19 protein-coding genes are annotated in these 23,006 nt (G+C 70.9%); 14 read left to right on the top strand and 5 right to left on the bottom strand.

All coding sequences use genetic code 11. The features are described 5' to 3' along the window. Window positions 1-61: 61 nt before the first annotated feature. Window positions 62-2,671, bottom strand: coding sequence for a U32 family peptidase (locus KYK13_RS35815; protein ID WP_223639176.1), 2,610 nt, complete (start codon window positions 2,669-2,671; stop codon window positions 62-64). A 277-nt stretch (window positions 2,672-2,948) separates the two neighbouring features. On the opposite strand from KYK13_RS35815, the gene KYK13_RS35810 reads away from it, so the two are divergent. The 5 genes from KYK13_RS35810 to KYK13_RS35790 all read left to right on the top strand — a co-directional run bounded on the left by KYK13_RS35810 (window position 2,949) and on the right by KYK13_RS35790 (window position 10,427). Beyond that, on the top strand, window positions 2,949-4,088 hold the full coding sequence (locus KYK13_RS35810) for a heparan-alpha-glucosaminide N-acetyltransferase domain-containing protein (RefSeq protein WP_223639173.1): 1,140 nt from the start codon (window positions 2,949-2,951) through the stop codon (window positions 4,086-4,088). 83 nt (window positions 4,089-4,171) lie between these two features. Further along, window positions 4,172-4,450 (top strand): glutaredoxin 3, encoded by a 279-nt coding sequence (grxC, locus tag KYK13_RS35805; protein ID WP_223639170.1) that lies wholly within the window; start codon window positions 4,172-4,174, stop codon window positions 4,448-4,450. Window positions 4,451-4,824: 374 nt separating this feature from the next. Continuing rightward, entirely contained in the window at window positions 4,825-6,504 is a 1,680-nt protein-coding gene (locus KYK13_RS35800; RefSeq protein ID WP_223639168.1) for a nitrous oxide reductase family maturation protein NosD, read from the top strand. A 52-nt stretch (window positions 6,505-6,556) separates the two neighbouring features. Beyond that, window positions 6,557-8,515 carry a PAS domain S-box protein gene (locus tag KYK13_RS35795; protein ID WP_223639165.1) on the top strand — a complete coding sequence of 653 codons (1,959 nt, stop codon included), beginning with the start codon at window positions 6,557-6,559 and terminating at the stop codon, window positions 8,513-8,515. Next, complete coding sequence (locus tag KYK13_RS35790; protein WP_223639162.1) at window positions 8,505-10,427, top strand: GAF domain-containing sensor histidine kinase; 1,923 nt, start codon at window positions 8,505-8,507, stop codon at window positions 10,425-10,427. Before KYK13_RS35795 ends, KYK13_RS35790 begins: the two co-directional genes overlap by 11 nt. A 26-nt stretch (window positions 10,428-10,453) precedes the next feature. Here KYK13_RS35790 and KYK13_RS35785 read toward each other — a convergent pair whose 3' ends face one another. Next, complete coding sequence (locus KYK13_RS35785) at window positions 10,454-11,311, bottom strand: general secretion pathway protein GspE (protein WP_223639159.1); 858 nt, start codon at window positions 11,309-11,311, stop codon at window positions 10,454-10,456. A gap of 314 nt (window positions 11,312-11,625) precedes the next feature. Here KYK13_RS35785 and KYK13_RS35780 point away from each other — a divergent pair, with 314 nt between their 5' ends. The 4 genes from KYK13_RS35780 to KYK13_RS35765 all read left to right on the top strand — a co-directional run bounded on the left by KYK13_RS35780 (window position 11,626) and on the right by KYK13_RS35765 (window position 14,387). Then, window positions 11,626-12,363: a MotA/TolQ/ExbB proton channel family protein gene (locus KYK13_RS35780; protein ID WP_223639156.1), complete on the top strand. Its 738-nt coding sequence runs from the start codon at window positions 11,626-11,628 to the stop codon at window positions 12,361-12,363. Window positions 12,364-12,525: 162 nt separating this feature from the next. Then, window positions 12,526-13,014, top strand: a complete 489-nt coding sequence (locus KYK13_RS35775; RefSeq protein ID WP_223639154.1) for a biopolymer transporter ExbD — start codon at window positions 12,526-12,528, stop codon at window positions 13,012-13,014. An 18-nt stretch (window positions 13,015-13,032) separates the two neighbouring features. Further along, on the top strand, window positions 13,033-13,611 hold the full coding sequence (locus KYK13_RS35770) for a biopolymer transporter ExbD (RefSeq protein WP_223639153.1): 579 nt from the start codon (window positions 13,033-13,035) through the stop codon (window positions 13,609-13,611). A gap of 116 nt (window positions 13,612-13,727) precedes the next feature. Further along, complete coding sequence (locus KYK13_RS35765) at window positions 13,728-14,387, top strand: HAD family hydrolase (protein WP_223639151.1); 660 nt, start codon at window positions 13,728-13,730, stop codon at window positions 14,385-14,387. A 70-nt stretch (window positions 14,388-14,457) separates the two neighbouring features. Here KYK13_RS35765 and KYK13_RS35760 read toward each other — a convergent pair whose 3' ends face one another. Further along, window positions 14,458-15,591, bottom strand: a complete 1,134-nt coding sequence (locus tag KYK13_RS35760; RefSeq protein WP_223639149.1) for an acyl-CoA desaturase — start codon at window positions 15,589-15,591, stop codon at window positions 14,458-14,460. A 360-nt stretch (window positions 15,592-15,951) separates the two neighbouring features. On the opposite strand from KYK13_RS35760, the gene KYK13_RS35755 reads away from it, so the two are divergent. Together KYK13_RS35755 and KYK13_RS35750 are read left to right on the top strand one after the other, a co-directional pair. Further along, a complete protein-coding gene (locus KYK13_RS35755; protein WP_014400218.1) occupies window positions 15,952-16,158 on the top strand; it encodes a cold-shock protein in 207 nt (68 codons plus the stop codon). Between the two features lie 95 nt (window positions 16,159-16,253). Next, the gene (locus KYK13_RS35750; RefSeq protein ID WP_223639147.1) at window positions 16,254-16,445 is read left to right on the top strand and encodes a hypothetical protein; all 192 of its coding nucleotides are present in this window, start codon (window positions 16,254-16,256) and stop codon (window positions 16,443-16,445) included. Window positions 16,446-16,551: 106 nt separating this feature from the next. Here KYK13_RS35750 and KYK13_RS35745 read toward each other — a convergent pair whose 3' ends face one another. After that, a complete protein-coding gene (locus KYK13_RS35745) occupies window positions 16,552-16,773 on the bottom strand; it encodes a hypothetical protein (protein WP_223639144.1) in 222 nt (73 codons plus the stop codon). 208 nt (window positions 16,774-16,981) lie between these two features. Here KYK13_RS35745 and KYK13_RS35740 point away from each other — a divergent pair, with 208 nt between their 5' ends. Further along, window positions 16,982-19,450: an MASE1 domain-containing protein gene (locus tag KYK13_RS35740; RefSeq protein WP_223639142.1), complete on the top strand. Its 2,469-nt coding sequence runs from the start codon at window positions 16,982-16,984 to the stop codon at window positions 19,448-19,450. A gap of 7 nt (window positions 19,451-19,457) precedes the next feature. On the opposite strand, the gene KYK13_RS35735 is transcribed toward KYK13_RS35740, so the two are convergent. Further along, the gene (locus tag KYK13_RS35735) at window positions 19,458-20,048 is read right to left on the bottom strand and encodes a YqaA family protein (RefSeq protein WP_223639139.1); all 591 of its coding nucleotides are present in this window, start codon (window positions 20,046-20,048) and stop codon (window positions 19,458-19,460) included. A 116-nt stretch (window positions 20,049-20,164) separates the two neighbouring features. On the opposite strand from KYK13_RS35735, the gene KYK13_RS35730 reads away from it, so the two are divergent. Together KYK13_RS35730 and nadE are read left to right on the top strand one after the other, a co-directional pair. After that, window positions 20,165-20,821 carry an LON peptidase substrate-binding domain-containing protein gene (locus tag KYK13_RS35730; protein ID WP_223639135.1) on the top strand — a complete coding sequence of 219 codons (657 nt, stop codon included), beginning with the start codon at window positions 20,165-20,167 and terminating at the stop codon, window positions 20,819-20,821. Window positions 20,822-20,947: 126 nt separating this feature from the next. Then, a complete protein-coding gene (gene nadE / locus KYK13_RS35725; protein WP_223639131.1) occupies window positions 20,948-22,840 on the top strand; it encodes an NAD(+) synthase in 1,893 nt (630 codons plus the stop codon). Window positions 22,841-23,006: the final 166 nt, after the last annotated feature.

The raw sequence follows: 23,006 nt of genomic DNA, 5'->3' as shown, positions 1-23,006 counted from the left end.
GACATCGAGTCTAGGAGGCCGGGCGTCGCACGGACAATGCGACCCTGACGCACACTGCGTCTCAGCGCGCGTTCGCCGCCGGGTGCTTGAGCACCTGCATCGTGCCGCGCGTGACGCCGAACTGCTCGTGCACCGCCGCGCGCTTCACCGCCTCCGCGGGCGACAGCCGGCCCGCGAGCAGCTCCTGATACGCGCCCAGCACCCGCGCCGCCTCCTCGCGCGTCTCGCGCACGAACTCCACGCGGAAGCGCCGCACGCCGCGCTCCAGCAGCCGGGGCACCAGCGACGCCGCGCTCTGCGCCTGCGCGTTGAACACCGTGTTGCGGCAACCCACGTCCACGATGACCGGGTGCTCCAGCCCCAGCCGGTCCTTCAGCGCGATGGCGTGCTTCTCACACGGCCTTCCACACGTCTTGTAGTCGCGCCCGTTGGACAGCGTATGCGAGTACACGCAGTGCTCCGTATGGAACGTGGCGATGTGGTGGTGCAGCGCCACCGCGAACCGGTGCGCCGGCGCCTGCTCCAGCAGCGCGAACAGCTGCTCCGAATCCAGGTCGTGCGACACCGTCAGCGTGTCCAACCCCAGCCCCAACAGGTGCGCCGCGGTCAGCGAGTTGGTGACGTTCAGCGAGAAGTCCCCGTGCAGCACCGGCCGCGATGCCCCCGCCGGCTGCTCCAGGAAGTGCATCATCGCGCCCCAGTGGCGCACCAGCACCGCGTCCGGCCGCAGCCGGTCCAGGCGCGTGTCGTAGCCCTCCTCGCCCGGCTTCTGCACGCGCACCGTGGCGATGGTGACGCGCAGCCCCGCCGCCCGCGCCCGCTCCACCGCTTTCTGGAGCCCCACCATCTCCATCCAATCCAGCTCCACCTCGCGCAGCCCGGCCGCGATGACCGCCTCCAGCTGCGCGTCGTTGCGGCACAACGGCAGCAAGCAGGGCGCCTCCTCCGCCGGCCGCGACGCCACCTTCGCCAGCAGGGCGTCACGCACGCCGGTCTCCACCGCCTCCTCGCTCACCGTCCGCGCGGGGCCACGCTCCACGTCGGCCGTCAGCTCCGTCACCAACTGCCGCCGCAGCGCCTTCAGCTCCGACACCGGCAGGTGCAGCCCTGGCGCCAGCCCGGACGCGTCCAGCTCCGCCAGGTGGAACGACGTCCCGCCCAGCGCGGCCAGCTTGTCCTTGAGCAGCGCCGCGTCCACACCCGCGCCCCGCGACGGCGCGAGCACCGTCGTGCCCACGGCCTCGCGCGTGAACTTCCCGGTGCTCATCCGCACGCGCAGCGGCGTGCCCTCCGAGCCGGACACCACCAGCGACACCGGGATGCGGCCCTCGGGCTCACCCTGCGCGAGCAGCTCTCCCGTGCGCCGCGCGAGCGCCGGATCGCTGTTCAGCCACACGCGCTGCCCCGGCGCCACGCGGCCCAGGTCGGGCCCGGGATGCCCGAAGCCCAGCACCCACGCGTCGCCTTCACGCTCCACGCGGAAGATGGGGCCGCCCGGCTCGTGCTTGTCCTCCGGCGCGCCCGCGTCGAACACCACGCCCATGCCCGGGCGCGGATCCACGTCCGCGGGGTCGGGCTCGCCCGTGAGCGGCGCGGACACCGTGCCCGCCGGGGCCTCCGGGCGCTCGTCGCCCAGGCCCAGCGCGCCCGTCCACGGCCGGTCGTCCGGCGCCACCAGCACGTCCTTGCCCGACACCGCCCGCACGCGGCCCAGGTACAGCCCGCGGTGCTTCGGGAATCTCCCCTCCACCAGCGTCTGGTGGTCGGACCCCGCCAGGAACCCGTGCGAGAAGCCCCGGCTGTACGACAGCGACATCTCCGCCAGGTCCTTCGCCAGCCGCGCGGCGTCGGGCTTGCCCGCCATCACGCCGTCCAGCCAGCGGCGGTAGCCCTGCACCGTGCTGGAGACGTAGGCCGGGCCCTTGAGCCGGCCTTCAATCTTCAGGCTGTGCACGCCGATGTCCGCCAGCTCCGGCACGGCGCGCACGCCCGCCAGGTCCTTGGGGCTGAGCAGGTACTTCACCTCGCCCAGGTCGCGCGTCTCGCCGTCCACCACCAGGTCGTACGGCAGCCGGCAGGACTGCGCGCACTGGCCCCGGTTCGCGGACCGGCCGCCCCAGGCCTCGCTCGTGAGGCACTGGCCGCTCCATGACATGCAGAGCGCGCCGTGGATGAAGACCTCCAGCTCGATGTCTGTCTGGGATGCCAGCCGGCGGATCTCCGCCACCGACAGCTCGCGCGGCACCACCATGCGCGTGAAGCCCAGCCCCGTGGCGAACCGCGCGCCTTCCGCGCTGGACAGCGTCATCTGCGTGGAGGCATGCAGCTCCAACTGGGGACACACCGCCCGCGCCAGCAGCGCCACCGCCGGGTCCTGCACGATGAGCGCGTCCACGCCGGCCTTCGCCACGCCGCGCAGGAGGTGCTCCACCACCGGCAGCTCCGGCTCGAACACCAGCGTGTTCAGCGTCACGTAGGCGCGCGCGCCAGCCCGGTGGATGAGCCCCACCGTCTCCGGCAGCCGGGCGAGCGAGAAGTTCTCCGCGCGGGCCCGCGCGTTGAAGCCTTCATCGAGCCCGAAGTACACGGCGTCCGCGCCACTGGCCAGGGCGGCGCGCAACGACTCCAGGTCACCAGCGGGGGCGAGGATTTCGGGGCGTCGGGGAGACATGCCTCCTACCTAGCACGCCCACTCCGGTCGCTCTCGACTTGATGCCCGGCCCCTCGCCGGGCAGCCATCCGGGTCATCCTGCCTCCCATGCGGGTCCCGCCTGAACCCATACAGGGTGTTTGGCGCGACAAGAATTCCAGTGGGAAGGGTGTTTTGTCGGAATGTTTGTCTTTGCGGGCAGGGGTGATATCCCATGCCTCCGGCGCGCAAGGCAGGCATCCGCTCGAGGGGGAGGGAAGCCATCCACGCCGCGCGCCTTCTTCTGAAAGGATATCCCATGCAGCGCGAGCAGGTGTCGGGGGCGCGCTCCGCCTCTGGACGGCTGGAAGCGGTGGATGCCATGCGGGGCACGGTGATGTTGCTCGTGTTCCTGTCGCATTTCGCGGACGCATATCTCTATCCGCTGGGCGGTGAGGCCGCGCACGTGCGCGAGCGGATGAACCTGCTGACGATGATGGCCACGCCCGGCTTCATGGTCATCAGCGGCCTGATGCTGGGGCTGCTGCACTCGCGCAGCCGCGACTTCGGTGCGCTGCGCGCGCGGCTCCAGCGCCGGGGCCTGTTCCTGCTCACCGCGGGCCACCTGCTCATCGTGCCCACCTGCCGCTTCTGGGCGAACGAGCCCCAGTACTTGCTGCGCATCCTGCCGGTGACGGACACCATCGGACTGGCGCTGCTCGTGGGGCCCTGGATGGTGACGCGTTTGAACGGACGGGCCCGCGCGGCGCTGGGCCTGGGGCTGTTCGTGCTGAGCTGGGCGGTGAGCCTGGGCTGGTGGCCGGAGTCGGTCGTGGCCCGCACGCTCAAGGAGATCTTCTTCGGTCAGCTCGAGCTGTCCGTGCTGCTCTCCAGCTTCCCGGTGGTGCCGTGGCTGGGCGTGTACCTGGTGGGCAGCATGTTCGGCGAGTGGCTGGGGACCTGGGGCCGCGCGGACGCCAGGGGCGTGGGGCGGCGCTTCGAAATCGTGGGGCTGGGCATCGCCATGGGCGGCGCCGCGCTGGTGGTGCTGCACATCGCGGTGCACCGCCTGTGGCACGGCGCGGGCTTCGACACGCTGATGGCGCTCACGTCGCAACAGCAGAAGTACCCGCCGGGCCCCGCCTACATCGCGCTGTATGGCGGCACGGTGCTCGCGCTGCTGGGGCTCCTGATGCGCGCGGAGCAGGCCGGATACCTGTCGCGCTACCTGCGCACGGCGAGCGTCATCGGCCGGCACTCGCTGCTCGCGTTCGTGCTCCAGTTCTACGTGTACTACGTGGGCCTGTACCTGCTGCGCGTGCACTACACGCCGCTGTGGCCGCTGCTGTTCGTGCTCACCGCCGTGCTCCAGTGGTGCGCCCTGTACGCATGGGACCTGCGCGGCCGGGCCCGGGAGACCAGCGCGCGTCTGCCCGCGGCCGCACCGGTCGCCCGCTGAGGAGGGCGGACAGGCGGGCGAGCGCCTCATGCCGGGTGTCGGACCGCGGTCCGAGTCCCCACCCTTTGGCGCAGGAGGTCGTGATGCCCGAGGTCGTCGTCTACATGAAGCGCACCTGCCTCTACTCGAGGCAGGCCATGGATCTGCTCAACGAGAAGAACTGCGAGTTCCAGAAGGTGGATGTCGGCGCGGACGAAGCGCGGCACGAGGAGATGATGCGGCGCTGCGGCAGCCAGACGGTGCCGCAGATCTTCATCGAGGGCCGCCATATCGGCGGCTGCGATGACCTGTTCGACCTGGAGGCGCGCGGAGAGCTGGACGCACTCCTGGGCCGGGCGGCCCGCGACTCCGCCGCTCCCTGAAGCCGCCATCCGCCGTCACGCGCGGGCCGTGTTCCTCGTTCCGGGGGACACGGCCCTCGTGTTTTCCGGGCACCCGCTTCATCCCTTCGGACACGTGCCGGGACAGGCCCGGCGACGGAACTTGTCGCGCCCCGGGGACGGGCCTCCGGGTGGAAGCCTTGAAGCCCGTCCTGCGCGCGGTGCCCACCCTCCGGCACATTCGCGGGCCGCTGTCGCCAGGCCCAACCGCGCGGATTCTCATTCCTGCCCGCCTCCCCTGCGACCCGGCGGCGACGACATCCACGGCTGACAGGGAATGTCCGGCACGCACGTCTCCGTTGCCGGCCGACCCCGCGAGCGCCTCCCCGCGCCGTGAACCCTCACGAGGAGTCCACATGCGCTTCCGCCCGACCCTGACGACCCTCGTCTGTGCCACCGGGATGCTCGCTGGCGCCGTCGGCTGTACCGGCACGGTCGAGCCCGCGCCCGCGAACGCCACGCCTCCGAGCAAACCCACGCCACCAATCGTCATCTCGCCGCGACCCCAGTCGCCCGCCGACGCGGGCACGGGCCCCCGCGAGGACGGCGGCAGCGCCACGGACGGCGGTACCAGCGCCCCCACGGATCCGCCAACGGAGCCAGAGGACCCACCGCCCGCGGATCCGCGGGACCCCGGACCGCCGCTACCCGCCGAGCCGCAGTACACGCACGTGCTCTGGGTATCCCCCAGCGGCAACGACTCCGCGGCGGGCACGGAGGCGCAGCCGCTGCGCACGGTGGCTCGGGCCGTGGCGCTGGTGAAGCCCGGTGAGGCGGTGTTCCTCCAGTCCGGCACGTGGCGGGAACACGTGCAGCTGAAGGAGCGGCAGGGCACGGCGGATCAGCCGCTGACGCTGCGGGCCGCGCCGGGCGCCACGGCCATCCTCAAGGGCGGCTCCCTGGGCGAGACGGCGCTGGTGGACGTGAGCGGCGCGCACTGGAACATCGAGGGGCTCACGGTGGACGTGGGCGGCGAGTCCACCTTCGCGGTGATGTGGCGCGGCGCGGGCGCGCACCACGGCGTGCTCCGGGACAGCATCGTGAAGAACGGCACGGAGGGCGCGGGCGTCTACGTGACGGAGAAGGCGCACGACGTCCTCATCGAGCACAACGACATCTCCCACTTCGACAAGGGCGAGGTGGACAGCCACGGCGTCTGCGTACAGACCTCCGCGTTCAACGTGGTGGTGCGCGGCAATGACATCCACCACAACTCCGGCGACGGCGTGCAGTGCCTGGGGCCGGAGGGTGGTGCCACCAGTCCAGGCACGCCGTTCGACAACCTGCTCGTGGAGGACAACCTGCTCCACGACAACCGGGAGAACGGCGCGGACATCAAGACGTGCACCCGCGTCACGCTGCGCGGCAACACCGTCTACAACCACCGCGCGGTGTCCACCTCCGCGGGCGAGGGCATCCTCATCCACATGTCCCCGACCGACGTCACGCTGGAGGACAACGTCCTCTACGCCAACGCGCGCGCCATCCAGATTGGCGGCAACCGCGAGGGCGCGCCTCCCACGCGCGTCATCCTGCGCCGCAACCTCATCCACGACGGCCTGGGCGCGGCCGATGGAGAGGAGGGCACGGGCATCCGCATCGACACGTCCGTGGACGTGAAGGTGCAGCACAACACCGTGTGGAACCTGAGCGGCGCGTGCCTCACCTTCGGCACGGGGTCCACCGGCGCCAGCCAGGGCCTGGACGTGCGCAACAACCTCTTCGCCGGCTGTGGCATCGCCGCGCGCGGCGGCCCGGGCCGGAGCGGCGCGGTGGTGGACGGCAACCTGTACTTCCGGAGCGGCGGCGCGGCGGTGTTCAACCTGGAGGGCGCCACCCTGCGCCTGGCTGACTGGCGCACGAAGACCGGCCTGGACAAGCGCTCCCAGGAGCGCGCGCCCGCCTTCGTCGACCCGGGCGCGGACGACTACCAGCTGTCGGCCCAGTCCCCCGCGCGCGAGGCCGGCCTGCCCCTGGGGCTGCCCTTCTGCGGCTCGGCGCCGGACCAGGGCGCCTTCGAGTCAGGCTGCCCCTGACCCCCGGGGTTGTGTAGACTCCGGGGCCCCTCGCTCCGGAGTCCTGCGCCCCGTGTCGGCCCCGTCGGAACCCGCCTTCGGCATCGTCCTGGTCCCCCCAGGGTCGGTGGCAAGAGAACCCCTGAACGCCGCCGCCGAGCGCGCGGGCCTGCGCGTGGTGGAGGACCCCGATGACGCCGCGCTGGCGCTGGTGGACCTCACCGCCCCCGGCTGCGGCCCCGCGGTGGTGGAGCTGCTCACCTCCCTCAACGGGCCGCACCTCACGCTCATCGCCGTGGTGTCGCCGGAGCCACGAGGCTTCGCCGCCGTGGACACGCTGCGCCCCGCGGACATCATCACCCACCAGGCGATGCCCTACGAGCTCACCTGGCGCCTGCAGCGCGCCGCGGAGCGCCACCGCGAGCGCGAAGAGCAGGCCCGCAGCCAGACGGACCTGGCGCTGCTCCTGGAGCTCACCGCCGACTACGCGGAGAGCTCCGACGTGGAAGCGCTCCTGCACGGCGTGACGCGGCGCCTCGCGGAGCAGCTGGACATCGCGCGCGCCACGCTGGTGATGGTGGGCGGCGGCGTGGACGAGGGCGTCATCGTCGCCGCCAGCGACGACCCGGGCATGAAGGACCTGCGCATCGACCTGGCGCGCTACCCGGAAATCCGCGAGGTGGTCCGCACCGGCAAGCCCGTGGTCATGCAGGAGGCCGCCACGCACCCGCTCCTGGGCGACACGGAGCGGAAGGCCGTGGCCGCGCGAGGCATCCACGCCATCGCCGCGCTGCCCCTGCCCATCCGGGGCCAGGTGCGCGGCGTGCTGCTCCTGCGCGCGGCCGGGCGCAGGCGGGCCTTCAGCACGCGTGAAATCGACTTCCTCACCACGGTGGCCCACGCCACGGCGGTGGCGCTGCGGAGCGCGTCGGTGCTCCAGTCCGTGCAGACGGCGCGGCTCGCGGCGGAGGAGAAGGCCGCCTCGTTCAAGCCCTACCAGCTCTTCTTCGCCCACGTGAGCGAGGGCGTGGCCATCCTCGACGACGAGGCCGCCGTGCTGTCGCTCAACCCCGCCGGCGCGCAGATGCTGGACACGACGGCCGGCGAGGCCCGCGGCAAGCACCTCAACCAGATCACCCAGCCGGTGGATGACGGCGTGCTGATGGAGCTGGTGACGTCCGCGTCGCGCGGTGAAGCGCGCATGGGCGTGGACGTGGTGGTGCGCACGCCCGCCGGACGCTGCCTCACGCTGTCCATGTCCGCGGCGCCGCTGCGCGACGAGGACGCGGCCACCATCCTGTCCTTCCGTGACGTGACGCACGCGCGCAAGCTGGAGGACGAGCTGCGCAACACGAAGGACTTCCTGGAGCGGCTCATCGACTCGTCGGTGGACGCCATCATCGCCGCGGACCTGAAGGGGCGCATCATCCTCTTCAACAAGGGCGCGGAGGCCATGTGCGGCTACACCGCGCAGGAGGCCCAGGAGAAGCTCACCGCGCACCTGCTCTATCCGCCCGGCGTCGCCCAGCGCATCATGGCCCAGCTGCGCGGGCCCGACATGGGCGGCAAGGGCCGGCTGTCGCTCACGCGCCAGGAGCTGATGCACCGCTCTGGCGAGCGCGTGCCCGTGAACATGACGGCCTCCATCGTCTACGAGGGCGGCCGCGAGTCCTTCACCGTGGGCATCTTCACGGACCTGCGCGACCGCGTGCAGCTGGAGCGCAAGCTGTCCGACGTGGAGACGCGGCTGGAGGAGAGCGAGAAGAACGCCGTCATCGTCGCGCTCGCCGGCACCGCCGCCCACGAGCTCAACCAGCCCCTCACCTCCGTGATGGGCTACGCGGAGCTGCTCAAGCGCAAGCTCAAGGAGGAGGACTTCGCCTTCAGGCCGGTGGACATCATCTACCGCGAGGCGGAGCGCATGGCGGAGATCGTCCGGAAGATCGGGAAGATCACCCGCTACGAGACGAAGTCATACGTGGGGGCGCAGCAGATCCTCGACCTGGACAAGGCCAGCTCCCATGAAGAGTGAGATCCGCGCCGTGCGCCCGTCCGGAAATCTGGCCCCCGACGCCTTCCAGGCCTTCTTCGACGCGCTCGACGAGCCCGTCGCCGTCTGTGATGCGTCCCTGCGCATCGCGGCGGTGAACCCCGCCATGCGCCGCTTCTGCGCCGAGCACGCCATCCACGTGGAGGTGGTGGCGGAGGCGCTGGCGGGCGCCGTCGCGCCGGAGGACGGGCAGTCCCACGAAGTCGACCTGGTGCTCCAGAGCGGCACCTCGCTGGTGTTCACCCTGTCGCGCCGCGCGGACACCGTGGCGGTGCGCGCCCGCGTGGACACGGAGGTCATCAGCGGCCGGCTGGTGGTGGCCGAGCGGGCCCTGCTGGAGCAGGCGCGCACCGAGGGCGTGCTCCTGGACCTGGGCCGCAGCGTGGCGGAGGCCGGCGGCGAGGAGGAGCTGGTGGCCGCGGTGGCGCGCGGCGTGAAGGAGCTCTTCCCCGGCCGCGCCTTCTGCATCCGCATCGTGGACGCGCGCTCCGGGGGCCTCACGTCCCTCTATGCCGAGGGGCGCCTCAAGGAGGGCGCGCACGAACCGCTGGTCCTCTTCCAGCGCTCCGTGGAGAAGACCAACCTCACGCCCACGGCGCTGCCGCAGGGGAGGGTGACCATCTCGGAAGAGGTGCCGCTGCTCTTCCACGGCAGCACCCGCGCCGTGAGCGCCCCCCTGGTGGCGAGCGGCCAGCTCTTCGGCGCCATCAACATGGAGTACCCGGAGGGGCTGGACGCGGACCCCGCGCACGACGAGCGCGTGCTGCTCCAGCTGGCCAACCAGGTCGCCGTGGCGGTGAAGAACGCGAAGCTCATCGACGAGCTCACGTTCGTGCGCAAGTACCTGGAGGAGCTGCTGGAGAAGGCCAACGCCCTCATCCTGGTGGTGAACCGGGACAAGCAGGTGGTGGTCTTCAACCAGGCGCTGAGCGCGCTCACCGGCCTCTCCAAGGAGGAGGTGCTGGGAAGGGACCTGTCCTCGCTGGTGCCGGACAGCGAGCACCTGCGCATGGCGCCCGTGCTGGCCGCGGCCATGCGCGGCGAGTCCGTGAACAGCTTCGAGACGCGCCTCCTCACCCGCGACGGCGGCGAGGTGCGCGTGTCCTTCGCCACCTCCTCCATGCTCACCCAACCCGGCGAGGTGGAGGGCGTCATCGCCATTGGCCAGGACGTCACGGTGGTGAAGGAGCTGGAGAAGCGCATCATCCACGCGGAGAAGCTGGCCTCCATCGGGCAGCTCGCCGCCAGCGTGGTGCACGAAATCAACAACCCCATGACGGCGGTGGCCACCTACGCGGACGCGCTCTTGCAGCGCTCGCGGATGACGCCGGGCGCGAACCCCGCGGACCAGGAGAAGCTGAAGAAGATTTTGGAGAGCAGCCACCGCATCCTGCGCTTCACCCGCGACCTGGTGAGCTACGCGCGGCCCGCGCAGGACCGGCCGGAGCGCGTGTCGCTCAACGCCGTCGTGGACATGGCGGTGGGGTTCTGCGAGCACGTCGTGTCCCAGGCCCGCGTCAGCGTGCAGCGCGACTACGCCAGCGACGTGCCGCCCCTGGCCGCCGTGCGCGCCAACCTGGTGCAGGTGTTCGTCAACCTCATCACCAACGCGTGCCACGCCATGCAGCCCGGCGGGCAGGTGTACCTGACCACGCTTCAGGAGGGCACGGAGGCGGTGGTGCGCGTGCGCGACAGCGGCACCGGCATCGACCCGCGCAACCTGTCGCGCATCTTCGAGCCCTTCTTCACCACCAAGCCGGAAGGGCGCGGCACCGGCCTGGGCCTGTCCATCTGCCAGGGCATCGTGGAGAACCACGGCGGACGCCTCACCGTGGAGAGCACGCTGGGGCAGGGCACCACCTTCACGGTGCGGCTGCCCCTGGCGACGGACTGACGAAGCGGCGGCGCGGGGGCGGCGCCTCAGCCCTCGCCGCCCTCGTCGTCCAGCTCGCGCCGGAACTCGTCGTTCGTGAGCAGGCCCTTGCGCGCCATGATGCGCATCAGCGCCCAGAAGCGGCGCTCCAGCTCCTCCAGCCGGTCCGGCTCCTCGCGCGCCGCCTGACCGAAGAGGTAGTCCAGGTCATCCAGCACGCCGCCCCCGCTGGAGGACGGCCGCGGCCTGGCCTTGTCCCCCGCGCCGCCGCGCTTGCGCTTCGCCTGCTCCTCGCGCTCGCGGATGAGGTCCGCCAGCGACGTGCGCTGCGTCTTCTCCGACGCGGGCAGCTCCTCGCCGACGATGACCTCCTCGTCGTCGTCCTCCACCGCCGGCCGCGCGGGCGCTGGAGCCGCCCTCGCCGGCGGACGCGCCGGGGCGGGGCGGGGGCCCGTGGCCACGGGGACCTTGTGGTAGTAGCGCAGGATGGCGCCGCGCACCGCGGACAGCGCCGTCACCCGGCCGCTGACCTTCAGGCCGCTGGTGAACTCAATCTCTTCAATGGCGGTGATGTTCAGCGGGTCCGCCATGGCCACCACCAGCTGCCGCTTGCCGCCCACGTTCTCCAGGGCGTACGGGAACAGGTCGTGCTGCTCGCAGAAGCGCGCGCGAAGCAGGTGCACCGCCGCCCAGTCCGGGGTGATCGCCGCCAGGTCCACCTGCGGCATCCCCAGGGCCTCGCTGAGCGCCTGGGCCAGCGTGGCCTCCGTGATGGCGCCCTGCCCGATGAGCGTCACCCCCAGCCGCTGCCGCGTCTGCCGCTGCGCCGCGAGCCCCGCCTCCAACTGCGCGGGGGTGATCGCCCCGCGCTCCACCAGCAGCTCCCCAATGCGCTTCCTGGCCATGGTTTTCCCGCCTAACACGTCATTCCAAGGTGCCCAAATCGCTGGCATGCTCGTTGCGCAAGCCGCGAAAAAGGGCCCGTCATGTGCCCTGCGGAGCGACTTGGCAAGCCACGCGCCAACGCAAAATTCCTGTGAGATTTCAGTAACTAACGCTGAGGGTGCCTGCCTTGACACGCCTGGGAGCGGTTCCTAGACTCGGCGGCACCGTGATCCAAAATTCCTGCCGCTGACCTGGGTGGATGTCCACCCGGCCGGTCGCAGTGCGGAACGGCGCGCAAGCCCGCGCCGGGCCGCCCATCTGGAGGCTTTCCGTGATGAACCTGGGGTTCGCAGCCAATCTGTCCGTCCTCGCCAACGCCGCCAGCGGCAATGAGACCTTCCTGCAGGAACTGGGGCGCCGCTGGGAGTCCGGTCAGGCGGGTATGTACCCCATCGCGGTCTGTCTGGTGATCGCGTTGTCCATCATCATCGAGCGCAGCATCGTGCTGTTCGGCAAGGCCTCCATCAACAAGGAAGGCTTCCTGCGCGGGCTGAAGAAGCACATCTACGCGGGTGACCTGGACAAGGCCATCAACTACGTGGCCGGCCAGAAGAGCACGCCGCTGACCAACGTCATCAAGGCCGGCCTGATGAACGTGCCGAAGGGCCAGGAAGAGGTCCAGGCGGCGCTCGACGAGGCCAGCCTGCGTGAGACGCCGCGCCTGGAGGCGCGCACGGGCTACCTGGCGATGCTCGGCAACGCGGCGATGCTCGCGGGCCTCCTGGGCACGGTGAACGGTCTCATCACCTGCTTCGAGGCGGTGGCGAACGTGAACCCGGCCGACAAGGCGACCATTCTGGCGAACGGCATCTCCGAAGCCATGAACTGCACGGGCTTCGGGCTGCTCACGGCCATCCCGTCGCTCATCGCCTTCTCCGTGCTGATGGGCCGCACCCAGGGCCTCATCAACGACATCAACGAGACCAGCGTCTCCGTGCTGAACCTCATCGTGGCCAACCGCGACAAGTTCAAGAACCTGAACATCCCGGCCTCCGCCCACGCCGAGGAGTAGTCCTCCTCGCGCGGTAGAGCGGTGGATGTGGAACCGGCGGTACGGGCGCGCTGTCTGGACACCCCGAGGCATGGGGAGCACCGGGAAGCGCGCCTTCCTTCGCAGTCTTCTTGAAACGTCGTTCGTGCGCGAAGCGCGCGGTGGGTTGGGAGGTTAGTCGCCATGGCCGGCGGAATGGACCTGGGCACCGGCGGGAAGGGTGGCAAGAAGCCGCTCGATACCGCCATCAACATGGTGCCCTTCATCGACCTGATGGCAGTGACCATCAGCTTCCTCATCATGACGGCGGTCTGGACGCAGATTGGCCGTCTCCAGGTGTCGCAGGCCGGCGGGGCCTCCACGGACGAGCAGCAGGAGGAGGAGAAGACCAAGACGGTCCAGCTCACCCTCCTGGTGTCGCCCACGGAGATGCGCCTCACCGCCGACCAGAGCGCCTTCGACCCCATTCCCCTCACCCGGGATGACAAGGGCCGGCCGGACCTGACCAAGCTGATTGCGCGCTTCAAGGAGTTGAAGGCGCAGCTGCCAGACCAGTCCGCCATCACCCTTCAGACCGAGGACGCGGTCCGCTACGAGGACCTGGTCCGCATCATCGACGAGTGCATCGGCTCCGGGCTGCCCCAGGTGTCGGTCTCCGCGGCGATGGGCTAACAGGAGTCAGCGAACGCCATGGGCATCAAGGTTCCCGGTAAGCGGTACGGCAAGCGGCTGGAGCACTCCAAGGTCTTCGGCCACGGCGGTCACGGCAAGAAGAACGGCAACGCCGACCTGCTCATCACCCCGCTCGTCGACATGTTCGTCATCATCGTGCTCTTCCTCATCGCGAACTTCTCCGCGACGGGCGAGGTGCTGATGATGACCAAGGACATCGTCCTCCCCGAAGCGGTCAACGTGAAGGAAGTGGAGATGCACCCGGTGGTGATGGTGTCCAACGACCAGGTCAGCGTGTCGGGCACCATCGTGGGCCGGGTGGAGGACCTCACCAAGGACGAGTACCTCAACATCCCCGCGCTGGAAGAGAAGCTGCGGGACATGAAGAAGCAGTTCGAGGACCTGCACTCCATGGCCGGCGGTGGCGAAGCCTTCAAGGGCGACGTGAACATCCAGGCCAACAAGGACGTCCAGTTCAAGGTCATCAAGCGGGTGATGTTCAGCTGCGCCACGGCCGGCTACAGCAACATCAACTTCGCCGTCATCCAGGCCGGTGGCTCGGCGACCGGTGAGAAGACCGCCGCCGCCACGCCCTGAGCTGAAGCTTCGCGGCGGATCCCGGCCGGTTCCGGGGTCCGCGCTTTACAAAAGACGCCCTGACCCTGCATGGGTCGGGGCGTTCGCGTTTTTTCAAGGAAGGGACTTCCGCCGTCATGCGCCTGCGCGCCGTGCTCTTCGACCTGGATGGGACGCTGGTGGACTCGCTGGGGGACATCGCCACGGCGATGAACCACGCGCTCACGCGGCACGGCCTGCCGCCGCACCCGGAGGCCGCCTACCTGCGCTTCGTGGGGGAGGGCGTGGCGAAGCTGGCGGAGCGGGCCACGGGCGGGGCACCTCCGGAGCTCCAGGGCCAGGTGCTGTCCACCTACCACGCCTACTACGACACCCACCTGTTCGACCGGACGCGCGCCTACCCGGGCGTGGAGGACGCGCTCGTCCAGCTGGCGGCGGACGGCGTGCGCCTGGGCGTGCTCAGCAACAAGTCCGACGACTTCGTGAAGCGGCTGGCGGCGCGGCTGCTGCCCTCCGTGCGCTTCACGGCCGTGTACGGCGAGCGGCCCGGCATCCCCCGCAAGCCGGACCCCACCGCGGCCCTGGCCCTGGCGGCGGAGCTGGGCGTGGCGCCGGACGCGTGCGGCTTCGTGGGGGACACCTCCGTGGACATGGACACGGCGAAGGCCGCGGGCATGTACGGCGTGGGCGTCAGCTGGGGCTTCCGCGCGGCGGAGGAGCTGCACGCGCACGGCGCTCGCGCGGTGGTGGCCTCGGCGGGCGACCTCCTGGCCGCGCTCCGGACCGCGGGCGCCTGAAAAGCGACAGGGGCCGCCTCCCGCGTGGGGAGGACGGCCCCTGGCGACGAACGCCGGACAGCGTCGTGGCTCAGGCCGCCACGGCGAGCTTCGGCTTGGCGTCCTCCGTGACGGGGTCCGCCACCGGCGGGCGGCCCAGCATCCTGAGCATCCGGTAGTGCGAGGCCACGGCGCTCCGGAAGGTCTCCGCCTCCAGGTAGGGCAGGCCGTGGTCGTGGGCGGTGGCCTTCACGATTTCGCTCAGGGCCGGGTAGTGGATGCTGCACACCTTGGGGAACAGGTGGTGCTCCACCTGGAAGTTGAGGCCGCCCACGTACCAGCTCAGCAGGCGGTTCCTGCGGGCGAAGTTCGCCGTGGTGCGCAGCTGGTGGACCATCCAGGCGTCCTCCACCTTGCCGTCCGTGTCCGGCACGGGGAACTCCGCGTCCTCCACCACGTGCGCCAGCTGGAACACGATGCCCAGGATGAAGCCCGCCGTCAGGTGCATGGCCAGCTGCCCCAGCACGAACTGCCACCAGGTCACGTCCAGCACCATCCACGGAATCACCAGCGTCCAGCCGTAGTACACGGCCTTCATCGCCAGCATGCGGACCCACTCCGCGCGCGCGTGCTTCTTGCCCTTGTAGGGGCCCAGGTCCTTCTGGAAGAAGTACTTGTAGTCCTTGGCGAACACCCAGAAGACCGTGGTCAGCGAGTACGCCGCGAAGGCGTACAGGTGCTGGAAGCGGTGGTACCCCTTCCACTCGCTGTACGGCGACAGCCGCAGCTGCGGGCTCACCGTCAGGTCCTCGTCCATGCCCTGGATGTTGGTGTAGGTGTGGTGCAGGACGTTGTGGGTGATGCGCCACATGTAGCTGTTCGCGCCAATCAGGTCGAACGCGAAGCCCACCACCGCGTTCACCCTGGCGTCGTCGCTGTAGGAGCCGTGGACGCCGTCATGGCCGATGCAGAAGCCGATGCCCGCGATGGCCACGCCCATCAGCACGGCCAGGCCCAGCATGCCCCAGGCGTTGAAGTGACCGCTGAGCAGGAGGCCGTAGACCCCGGCGGTGAAGCCCATGATGGACAGGGCCTTCACGTACATCGCCTTGTTGGCCCGCTGAGAGAGGTTCCGGGTCTCGAAGTACTCGGAGACGCGCCGCTTCAGATCCTCCGCGAAGGAGGCGTCACGCTGGCCAAAGGTCACACGGGTCGGGTTTGTCACAGGGGGGGACGCCTCACGGATGGGGGACGGCAGGGTGGAGCGGGGACGGGCACTGTCCACGATAGGACACGTTCAAGCGGAAGTGTTCGGCCCTAGAATCTATTCCGAAACACCGCCTTACCCGAAACCTGTCACCCCTGGCCGCCCGGAGCGTCAGCCAGCGGGAAATGTCCCGCCCCGAGAATGCGTTTCACCGCTGGATCGAGGTTATTACCTTCGACGGCGTGAGGAAGGGCGGGAGGGGTTCCCGGCTCGACTTCACGCCTGTGGCGGGTTAAGGCGCGGTCTTCGCCCCGAAAGTCACGGGGGGCAGGCAGCCGAGCGATGTCGCGGGCTGCTAGTGGGACAAGGAAGCAGATCATGGCAAGTGGTACGGTGAAGTGGTTCAATGATGCGAAGGGCTTCGGGTTCATCACGCAGGACAGCGGGGGCCCGGACGTGTTCTGCCACCACACGGCGATCCAGTCCGACGGGTTCCGCACCCTGGCTGAGGGCCAGAAGGTCGAATTCGACGTGAAGAAGGGCCCCAAGGGCCTGCAGGCGGAGAACGTCCGCCCGGTCGGCTGAGCCTGACGGGCTCGGCTGCTCTTCACGCATCCACGAGGTCCGGTCCTTCCGGGGCCGGGCCTCTTTTTCGCTCAAATGTTTCCCCCGGAGGTTTCATGCAGGGAAGGTCCACCAAGCGGCAGAAGGAGCTGGCGCGCGCGCAGAAGCAGCGTGAGAAGGACGCCAGGAAGGTCGAGCGCAAGAACGAGAAGGACAACCGTCCGGCGCGTGGTCCGGGCGAAGAGGATCCCGACATCGCCGGCATCATCCCGGGCCCGCAGCCGCTGCCCGACGCGTTCAACACCTGAGGCGGCTGGAAATGACACCGCCCCGGCCCATGCGGGCACCGGGGCGGCGGTGGGCGAGGGGCTTTCAGGGCCCCTTTTTCATGTCCGCGCTCCAAGGGCCGCGGGACTAGCCCATGCCGTATCTCATGCGCTCCTTGTCCTCGGCGCGGTTGTAGGCGGTGGCCGCCGCGATGACGTGGCACACCCAGCCGAGGAGGCCGCCGGTGCCCAGCCAGAAGCCGGGCGTGATGATGAGCCAGAAGACCCCGCGCAGGATGTCACCGTTGTAGATCTGCCCCACGCCGGGGATGAAGAACGACAGCAGCGCAGCAAGACCGGGACGCGACATGGATTCGTTCCTCCTTGTCCCTTCCTACGGTCCTGGAGGGCGTCCATTGCATCCCCTGCCGGACACCGCCTGCCTGGCGGGCGGGCCCGCGGGCGGATGGGGTGCAACGCCCTGCCTTCCCCGCTAGCATGACGCATGTTCCTCCGGCCGCTGTCACGGCCCGGGAGGGATGGGGGGAGTCATCATCCAAGGTCGTCCTCAGGCCCGTGTGGCGGCGTTCCCGGTCCGGGGCCTCGTGGAGGTCCTCGCGCTGGCGGCGGTGTATCTGCTGGCCGCGCGGGTGGCGCTGTCGCTGGCCGTGGAGCAGAGCCACATCTGCCCCGTCTGGCTGCCGTCGGGCGTGGCCCTGGGCGGGCTGCTGCTGCTGGGCGTGTCGCGCTGGCCCGCGGTGGCGCTGGGCGCGGGCGCGGTGGCGTACGCCATGGACGTGACTCCGGACGTGGGCCTGTCCGTCGTGCTGGGCTCCACGCTGGAGGCGGTGCTGGCGGCGCTGCTCTTCCGGCGCATGCAGGGCGCGCGGGAGCTGCACCGCGTGCGCGACGTCGTGTGGCTGGGCGCGGGCGCGGGGCTGGGGGCGCTCGTGGGCTCGGGGGCGGGCACGCTGGGGCTCGTGCTGGGCGGGGTGGTCCCCGTCGCGTCGTGGGGCCCCTCCGGCTGGCTGTGGTGGATGGCGGACCTCCTGGGGATGCTGCTGGTGACGCCGGTGCTGCTCCTGCGCAGGCCCCGGCGCGCGGAGCGCTCCTGGGAGGCGCTGCTGCTCGCGGCGCTGACGGCGGCGGTGTGCGTGGGCGTCTTCGCCTTCCCGATGCCGGGCTCGGGCGCGGCGCACGCGCTGACGTTCCTGCTCTTCCCGCTGATGGCCTGGGCGGCGCTGGGCTTCGGGCTGCGGGGCGCGGCGCTGTCCTCGCTCTTCATCGCGCTGGCGGCCATCGCCGGGACGGCGCGGGAGCGCGGCCCGTTCTTCACGGGGGACCTGCCGCACCGCGGGCTGGTGGTGCTGCAGCTCTTCATCGGCATCACCGCGCTGACGGGCCTGCTGCTCGCGGCGGCGCGCGCGGAGCGCCGTCAGGCGGTGGAGCTGCTGGAGCTCCTGGCCACCACGGTGCGCGCGGTGCACGAGGGCGTGCTCATCTGCGAGGTGCGCGAGCCGGGCGCACTGCACACCGTCTTCGCCAACGAGGCCCTGTGCGCGCTGGTGGGCCGGCGGCGCGAGGAGCTCGTCGGGACGGCGCCCGGGGAGCTGCTGGCGTCCGGCGACGGCGGGGACCGGCAGCGGCTCTGGGAGGCGCTGCGCGACGGGCGTTCGCTGCGCGCGGAGGTGGCGCTGACGCGGCCGGATGGCACGCGCGTCTGGAGCGAGATGCAGCTGTCCCCGGTGCGCGCCCACGGCCAGGCCGTGACGCACTTCGTGGCGACCCACCGCGACGTCACCGCGACCAAGGAGCTGCAGGCGCGGCTGGTGGCCGCCGAGCGCGTGGCCGCCGTGGGCACCCTGGCCGCGGGCGTGGGCCATGAAATCAACAACCCGCTGGCCTACCTGGCGCTGAACCTGGAGTCCGCCCGGAAGATGCTGGAGGCGGAAGGGGCGCAGGCCCCGCAGGGCGTGCGCGACGCGCTCGCGAGCGTGCGCGGGGCCCAGGAGGGCGCGGAGCGCATCCGCCTCATCGTGAGGGACCTGCAGGTGTTCAGCCGCGAGGGCGCGCCGGAGCGCGGCCTGGTGGACCTGAACGCGCTGGTGCCGCCCGCGGTGCGCGTGGTGCTGCACGCCCTGCGCTCGCGGGCGCGGCTGGTGGAGGACTTCGGGCCGGTGCCGCGCGTGCTGGGCAGCGAGGCGCGGCTGGGGCAGGTGCTGCTCAACCTGCTGGTGAACGCCATGCAGGCCATCCCGGAAGGGGACGCCGGCCCGCACCATGAGGTGCGCGTGCGCACCGGCACGGACGCGTCCGGCCACGCGCGCGTGGAGGTGGAGGACACCGGCGTCGGCATCCCGCCGGAGGTCCTGCCGCGCATCTTCGACCCGTTCTTCACCACCAAGGGCAGCGACGCGGGCACCGGCCTGGGGCTCGCCATCTGTCAGCAGATCGTCCGCACGCACGGGGGCGAACTGCGCGTGCACAGCGTGCCGGGCCAGGGCTCCACCTTCACGCTGCTCCTGCCGCCCGCGCCCGTGCGGAGCGCGGAGCGTCCGTCCTCGCCGCCGCTGCACGCCGTGGCGCGCGACGGGGAATCCCCCGGGCCCCGGGCGGCGGCCTCCGGGCGCAAGGGCCGGGTGCTCATCGTGGACGACGAGCCTCGCCTGGCGCAGTCCATGCGCCTCTTGCTGGAGCCCACCCACGAGGTCGTCACCGCCGCGCGCGGCGAGGACGCGCTGGCGAGGGTGGCCGCGGGCGAGTCCTTCGACGTGGTGCTGTGTGACTTGCAGATGCCGGGCATGGACGGCATCGCGGTGTACCGGCGGCTCGAGCAGGAGGCGCCCGAGCTGGTGCCGCGCACGGTGTTCATCTCCGGCGGAGCGTCGTCACCGGAGGCGCGCGCCTTCGTGGAGACCGTGGCCCGGCGGGTGCTGGAGAAGCCGGTGCGCCCGGACGTGCTGCTGGCCACGGTGGAGGCCGTGCTGGAGGGCGGCCCCCCGGAGCGGGCGGCGCGCGGCGCGGTGGGCGGCGCGCGCCGCGGCTGAACGCGCGTCAGACGCGCAGCCACCTGCGGGCGGTGGGGCCGAAGAAGCGCACCACGCCCCCCACCAGGAAGAAGCGCACCGACCGGCCGATGATGGACGCCAGCAGGAAGCGCTCCAGCGGCACCGACACCAGGCCGCTGCCGATGGCGACGATCTTGAACGGCGTGGGCAGGATGGAGCACAGCAGCGACAGCACCCAGAAGTTCTGCCCCAGGAGCTCGCCCACCGTGCCGGACACGCCGAAGCGGTCCACGCGCACGTCCAGGTCGATGTGGAGCAGCTGCGTGATGCCCCCACCCACGAAGGCCCCCAGCCCGTAGCCGATGAAGCCGCCCACCAGGCTCGCCAGGGTGCCCAGCAGGCAGTAGCGCACCCACTTCTTCGGCTGGGCGAGCACCATGGGCACCAGCACGGCGAAGGGCGGGATGGGGAAGATGGAGCCATCCACCACCGACACCGCCATCATCGTGGCGAGCGCATGCGGGGTGGAGGCGGCGGACTCCACCCGCAGATACAGCCGGCGGTACCAGGACAGCTTCGGGGCGGCAGCGGCCGGAGCGGCCGGGGAGGTCTGGGGGGAAGGCTCGGTGGAGGACATTCGGGGGCGCACCCTAGCGGAACCCGGGGCCCTTGCCACCGGGACGCCGGGCCCGGATGCCTGCCTGATTGGAATGCGCCCCATGCCCCGGGGGCTTACACACGGGAAGGGTGACCATGACCGCACTAGAGACCGTGGAACGCGCCGCCGGTGCGCTGAAGGTGTTTCCCCTGCCGTCGGCGGTCCTGTTCCCGCACACCGTGATTCCCCTGCATATCTTCGAGCCCCGCTACCGGGCGCTGGTGAAGGACGCGCTCGCCACGGACCGGGTGCTGGCCCTGGGCCAGCTGGAGCCGGGCTGGGAGGGGAACTACGAGGGCCGTCCGCCCCTGCAGCCCCTGATGTGCGCGGGCGTCATCGTCTGGGAAGAACAGGTGGAGGGGGGGCGCTACAACATCCTCCTCCAGGGCGTCAGCCGGGTGCGGATGGTGCAGGAGCTGCCGCCGGACGCGCCCTACCGCCAGGTGCGCGCCCAGGTGCTGCCGGATGCGCCCTACACGGGGCCCGAGGAGGAACAGCTGCGCCAGGCCGTCTTCGAGCTGGCCGGCCGGGTGCCGCCCTCGTTCGCGGAGAGCCTGATGCCCGTGGCCGCGCGAGCGGGCGGGGGCATGCTGGCGGACGTGGTGGCGTCCGCGCTGGTTCCGGAGCCCGGCCGGCGGCAGGAGCTCCTGGGTGAATTGGACGTGCGGCGCCGCCTGGAGGCCGTCCTGGAGGACGTGAGCGACCTCTTGAGCCAGCTGCAGCCGGTGCGCCCCACCGGGCCGCTGAACTAGCCAGGGGCGCCTGTCCCGGCGGGCCACTGAACGCCGGGGGCTTCGGGCCGCATCATCCGCTTGCCCTGGCCCCCGCTTGCGCGCATTGCTCGGGGCATCACGCCTTCCGAGGGAGAGCGACGCACCATGCGGCTCGTGAAGATTGGCATCGCCAGCGTCAACACCACCGTGGGCGCCTTCCAGGCGAACACCGACCGGGTGCTGGACCTGGCGAGGAAGATGGCGGCGGAGGACGTCACGCTGGGCGTCTTCCCCGAACAGGTCATCGCCGGCTACCCGGCGGAGGACCTGGTCCAGTGGCAGGGCTTCATCGACCACCAGTGGCCGGAGCTGGAGCGCTTCGCGAAGGAGACCGCGGCGCTGCCCCTGGTGAGCATCCTGGGCGTGGGCGTGGCCCACCAGGGCGTGCGCCTCAACTGCGCGGCGGTGGTGGCGGGCGGCAAAATCCTGGGCCTGGTCCCCAAGGAGAAGCTGCCCACGTACAACGTCTTCTACGAGGGCCGCACCTTCGGCCACGGCCAGCCGGGCATGGCGGAAGAGCACCGGGGCGTGCCGCTGGGTGACTACCTCTTCCAGTTCGACTTCGGCACGGTGGCGCCGGAGGTGTGCGAGGACATCTGGAGCGCGGACGGCCCCATGCGCCGGCGCGCGTACTCCGGCGGAGAGCTGGTGGTGAACCTGTCCGCGTCCCCCTTCCGGCTGGGCTTCTGGGAGACGCGCCGCGAGCTCATCGCCACCCGCGCGTCCGACCACCAGGTCACCATCGCCTACGCGAACGCGGTGGGCAGCAACGACGGCCTCATCTTCGACGGCGGCGGCTTCATCAACCAGAACGGCCGCCACGTGCTGGAGACGCCGCGCTTCCAGCAGGGCTTCAGCTCCGCCGTGGTGGACCTGGACCGCACGCTGCGCCTGCGCACGGAGAACACCACCTGGCGCGTGGACCGCGAGGACTGGGTGTCGGCCGGCGGCGGGAAGGTGCCCACCCTGGACTGCACGCAGGCGGTGAGGACCGAGCGCCAGAAGCTGTCATACCCCGTGCCCCCGCACCGCAGCTTCTTCCTGCCCGCGCCGGACACCCGCCGCACCGCGCGCGTGGCGCTGTGCGAGGACATCCTGGACGCGCTGTCGCTGGGCGTGGGCGACTACTTCGAGAAGACGCGCGCCTTCAAGCTGTTCGGCATCGCGCTGTCGGGCGGGCGGGACTCGCTGCTCACGCTGCTCATCGCGCACCGGTACGCGAAGCGCGCGCGGCCGGACGACCCGGGCTCGCTCATCCAGGCGTTCTACATGCCCAGCCCCTACTCCAGCCAGCAGACGCGCGACGCGGCGGAGACCATCGCGCGGGAGCTGGGGGTGCCCTTCCAGGTGGTCTCCATCGAGGAGGCCTTCGAGCGGGAGAAGGCCGCCGCCCAGAAGATGCTGGGCGAGACGAAGCTCACCCCCATCACCGAGCAGAACATCCAGGCCCGCATCCGCGCCCAGCGCATGTGGAACTGGAGCAACTCCTGCGGCGGCCTGTTCCTCCAGACGGGCAACATGAGCGAGAAGTCCGTGGGCTACACCACCATCGGCGGCGACCTGATGGGCGCGCTCGCGGTCATCGCCAACGTGCCCAAGACGGTGGTGATGTACCTCTTGGACTACCTGCAGGAGACCACCGGCTACGAGGGCATCCGCAAGGTGCTGGCCAAGCCCGCGGGGCCGGAGCTGGCGCATGATCAGGTGGGCGAGGAGGAGCTGATGCCCTTCCCCATCCTGGACGCGTGCTTCTACCTGCACGCGGGCGAGAAGCTCACCCCGGCGGAGATGCGCACCGCGCTCACCGCGATGTTCCCGGAGGTGGAGGCGGACCGGCTGGGCGGGTACGTGGACCGCTTCGTGCGCCTGTTCCAGCAGTCCATCTACAAGTGGGTGCAGGCGCCGCTGTCGCTGCACATCGGCAACCTGGACCTGGACCGTGAGCGCGCGCTGCAACTGCCTGTCGTCACCGGCTCGGCCTGGCTGCGCGACGCGTGACGGATGCGTTTCCGCGTCTGTCTTTGACGCTGGACGGGGAGGCGGCCGGGCCCTCCGCCCCCGTGAAGTGGCTCTGAAGCCACGCCCTCTCCCCTGGAGGGCAGGCGGGCAGGTCGGCTGTCTTTGACCTCCCGAGCAAGGCTTGCCGGATGTCCCTCGCAAGACA

Origin of the sequence: Corallococcus sp. EGB (genome assembly GCF_019968905.1) — a bacterium.
Classification (GTDB): Bacteria; Myxococcota; Myxococcia; order Myxococcales; family Myxococcaceae; genus Corallococcus.
This window is presented reverse-complemented; position numbering and strand designations above follow the sequence as displayed.

Coding starts and splice junctions, on each gene's coding strand:
- KYK13_RS35815 (WP_223639176.1), bottom strand. CDS start 2,671: ATGTCTCCCCGACGCCCCGAAATCCTCGCCCCCGCTGGTGACCTGGAG.
- KYK13_RS35810 (WP_223639173.1), top strand. CDS start 2,949: ATGCAGCGCGAGCAGGTGTCGGGGGCGCGCTCCGCCTCTGGACGGCTG.
- grxC (WP_223639170.1), top strand. CDS start 4,172: ATGCCCGAGGTCGTCGTCTACATGAAGCGCACCTGCCTCTACTCGAGG.
- KYK13_RS35800 (WP_223639168.1), top strand. CDS start 4,825: ATGCGCTTCCGCCCGACCCTGACGACCCTCGTCTGTGCCACCGGGATG.
- KYK13_RS35790 (WP_223639162.1), top strand. CDS start 8,505: ATGAAGAGTGAGATCCGCGCCGTGCGCCCGTCCGGAAATCTGGCCCCC.
- KYK13_RS35785 (WP_223639159.1), bottom strand. CDS start 11,311: ATGGCCAGGAAGCGCATTGGGGAGCTGCTGGTGGAGCGCGGGGCGATC.
- KYK13_RS35780 (WP_223639156.1), top strand. CDS start 11,626: ATGAACCTGGGGTTCGCAGCCAATCTGTCCGTCCTCGCCAACGCCGCC.
- KYK13_RS35775 (WP_223639154.1), top strand. CDS start 12,526: ATGGCCGGCGGAATGGACCTGGGCACCGGCGGGAAGGGTGGCAAGAAG.
- KYK13_RS35770 (WP_223639153.1), top strand. CDS start 13,033: ATGGGCATCAAGGTTCCCGGTAAGCGGTACGGCAAGCGGCTGGAGCAC.
- KYK13_RS35765 (WP_223639151.1), top strand. CDS start 13,728: ATGCGCCTGCGCGCCGTGCTCTTCGACCTGGATGGGACGCTGGTGGAC.
- KYK13_RS35755 (WP_014400218.1), top strand. CDS start 15,952: ATGGCAAGTGGTACGGTGAAGTGGTTCAATGATGCGAAGGGCTTCGGG.
- KYK13_RS35750 (WP_223639147.1), top strand. CDS start 16,254: ATGCAGGGAAGGTCCACCAAGCGGCAGAAGGAGCTGGCGCGCGCGCAG.
- KYK13_RS35745 (WP_223639144.1), bottom strand. CDS start 16,773: ATGTCGCGTCCCGGTCTTGCTGCGCTGCTGTCGTTCTTCATCCCCGGC.
- KYK13_RS35735 (WP_223639139.1), bottom strand. CDS start 20,048: ATGTCCTCCACCGAGCCTTCCCCCCAGACCTCCCCGGCCGCTCCGGCC.
- KYK13_RS35730 (WP_223639135.1), top strand. CDS start 20,165: ATGACCGCACTAGAGACCGTGGAACGCGCCGCCGGTGCGCTGAAGGTG.
- nadE (WP_223639131.1), top strand. CDS start 20,948: ATGCGGCTCGTGAAGATTGGCATCGCCAGCGTCAACACCACCGTGGGC.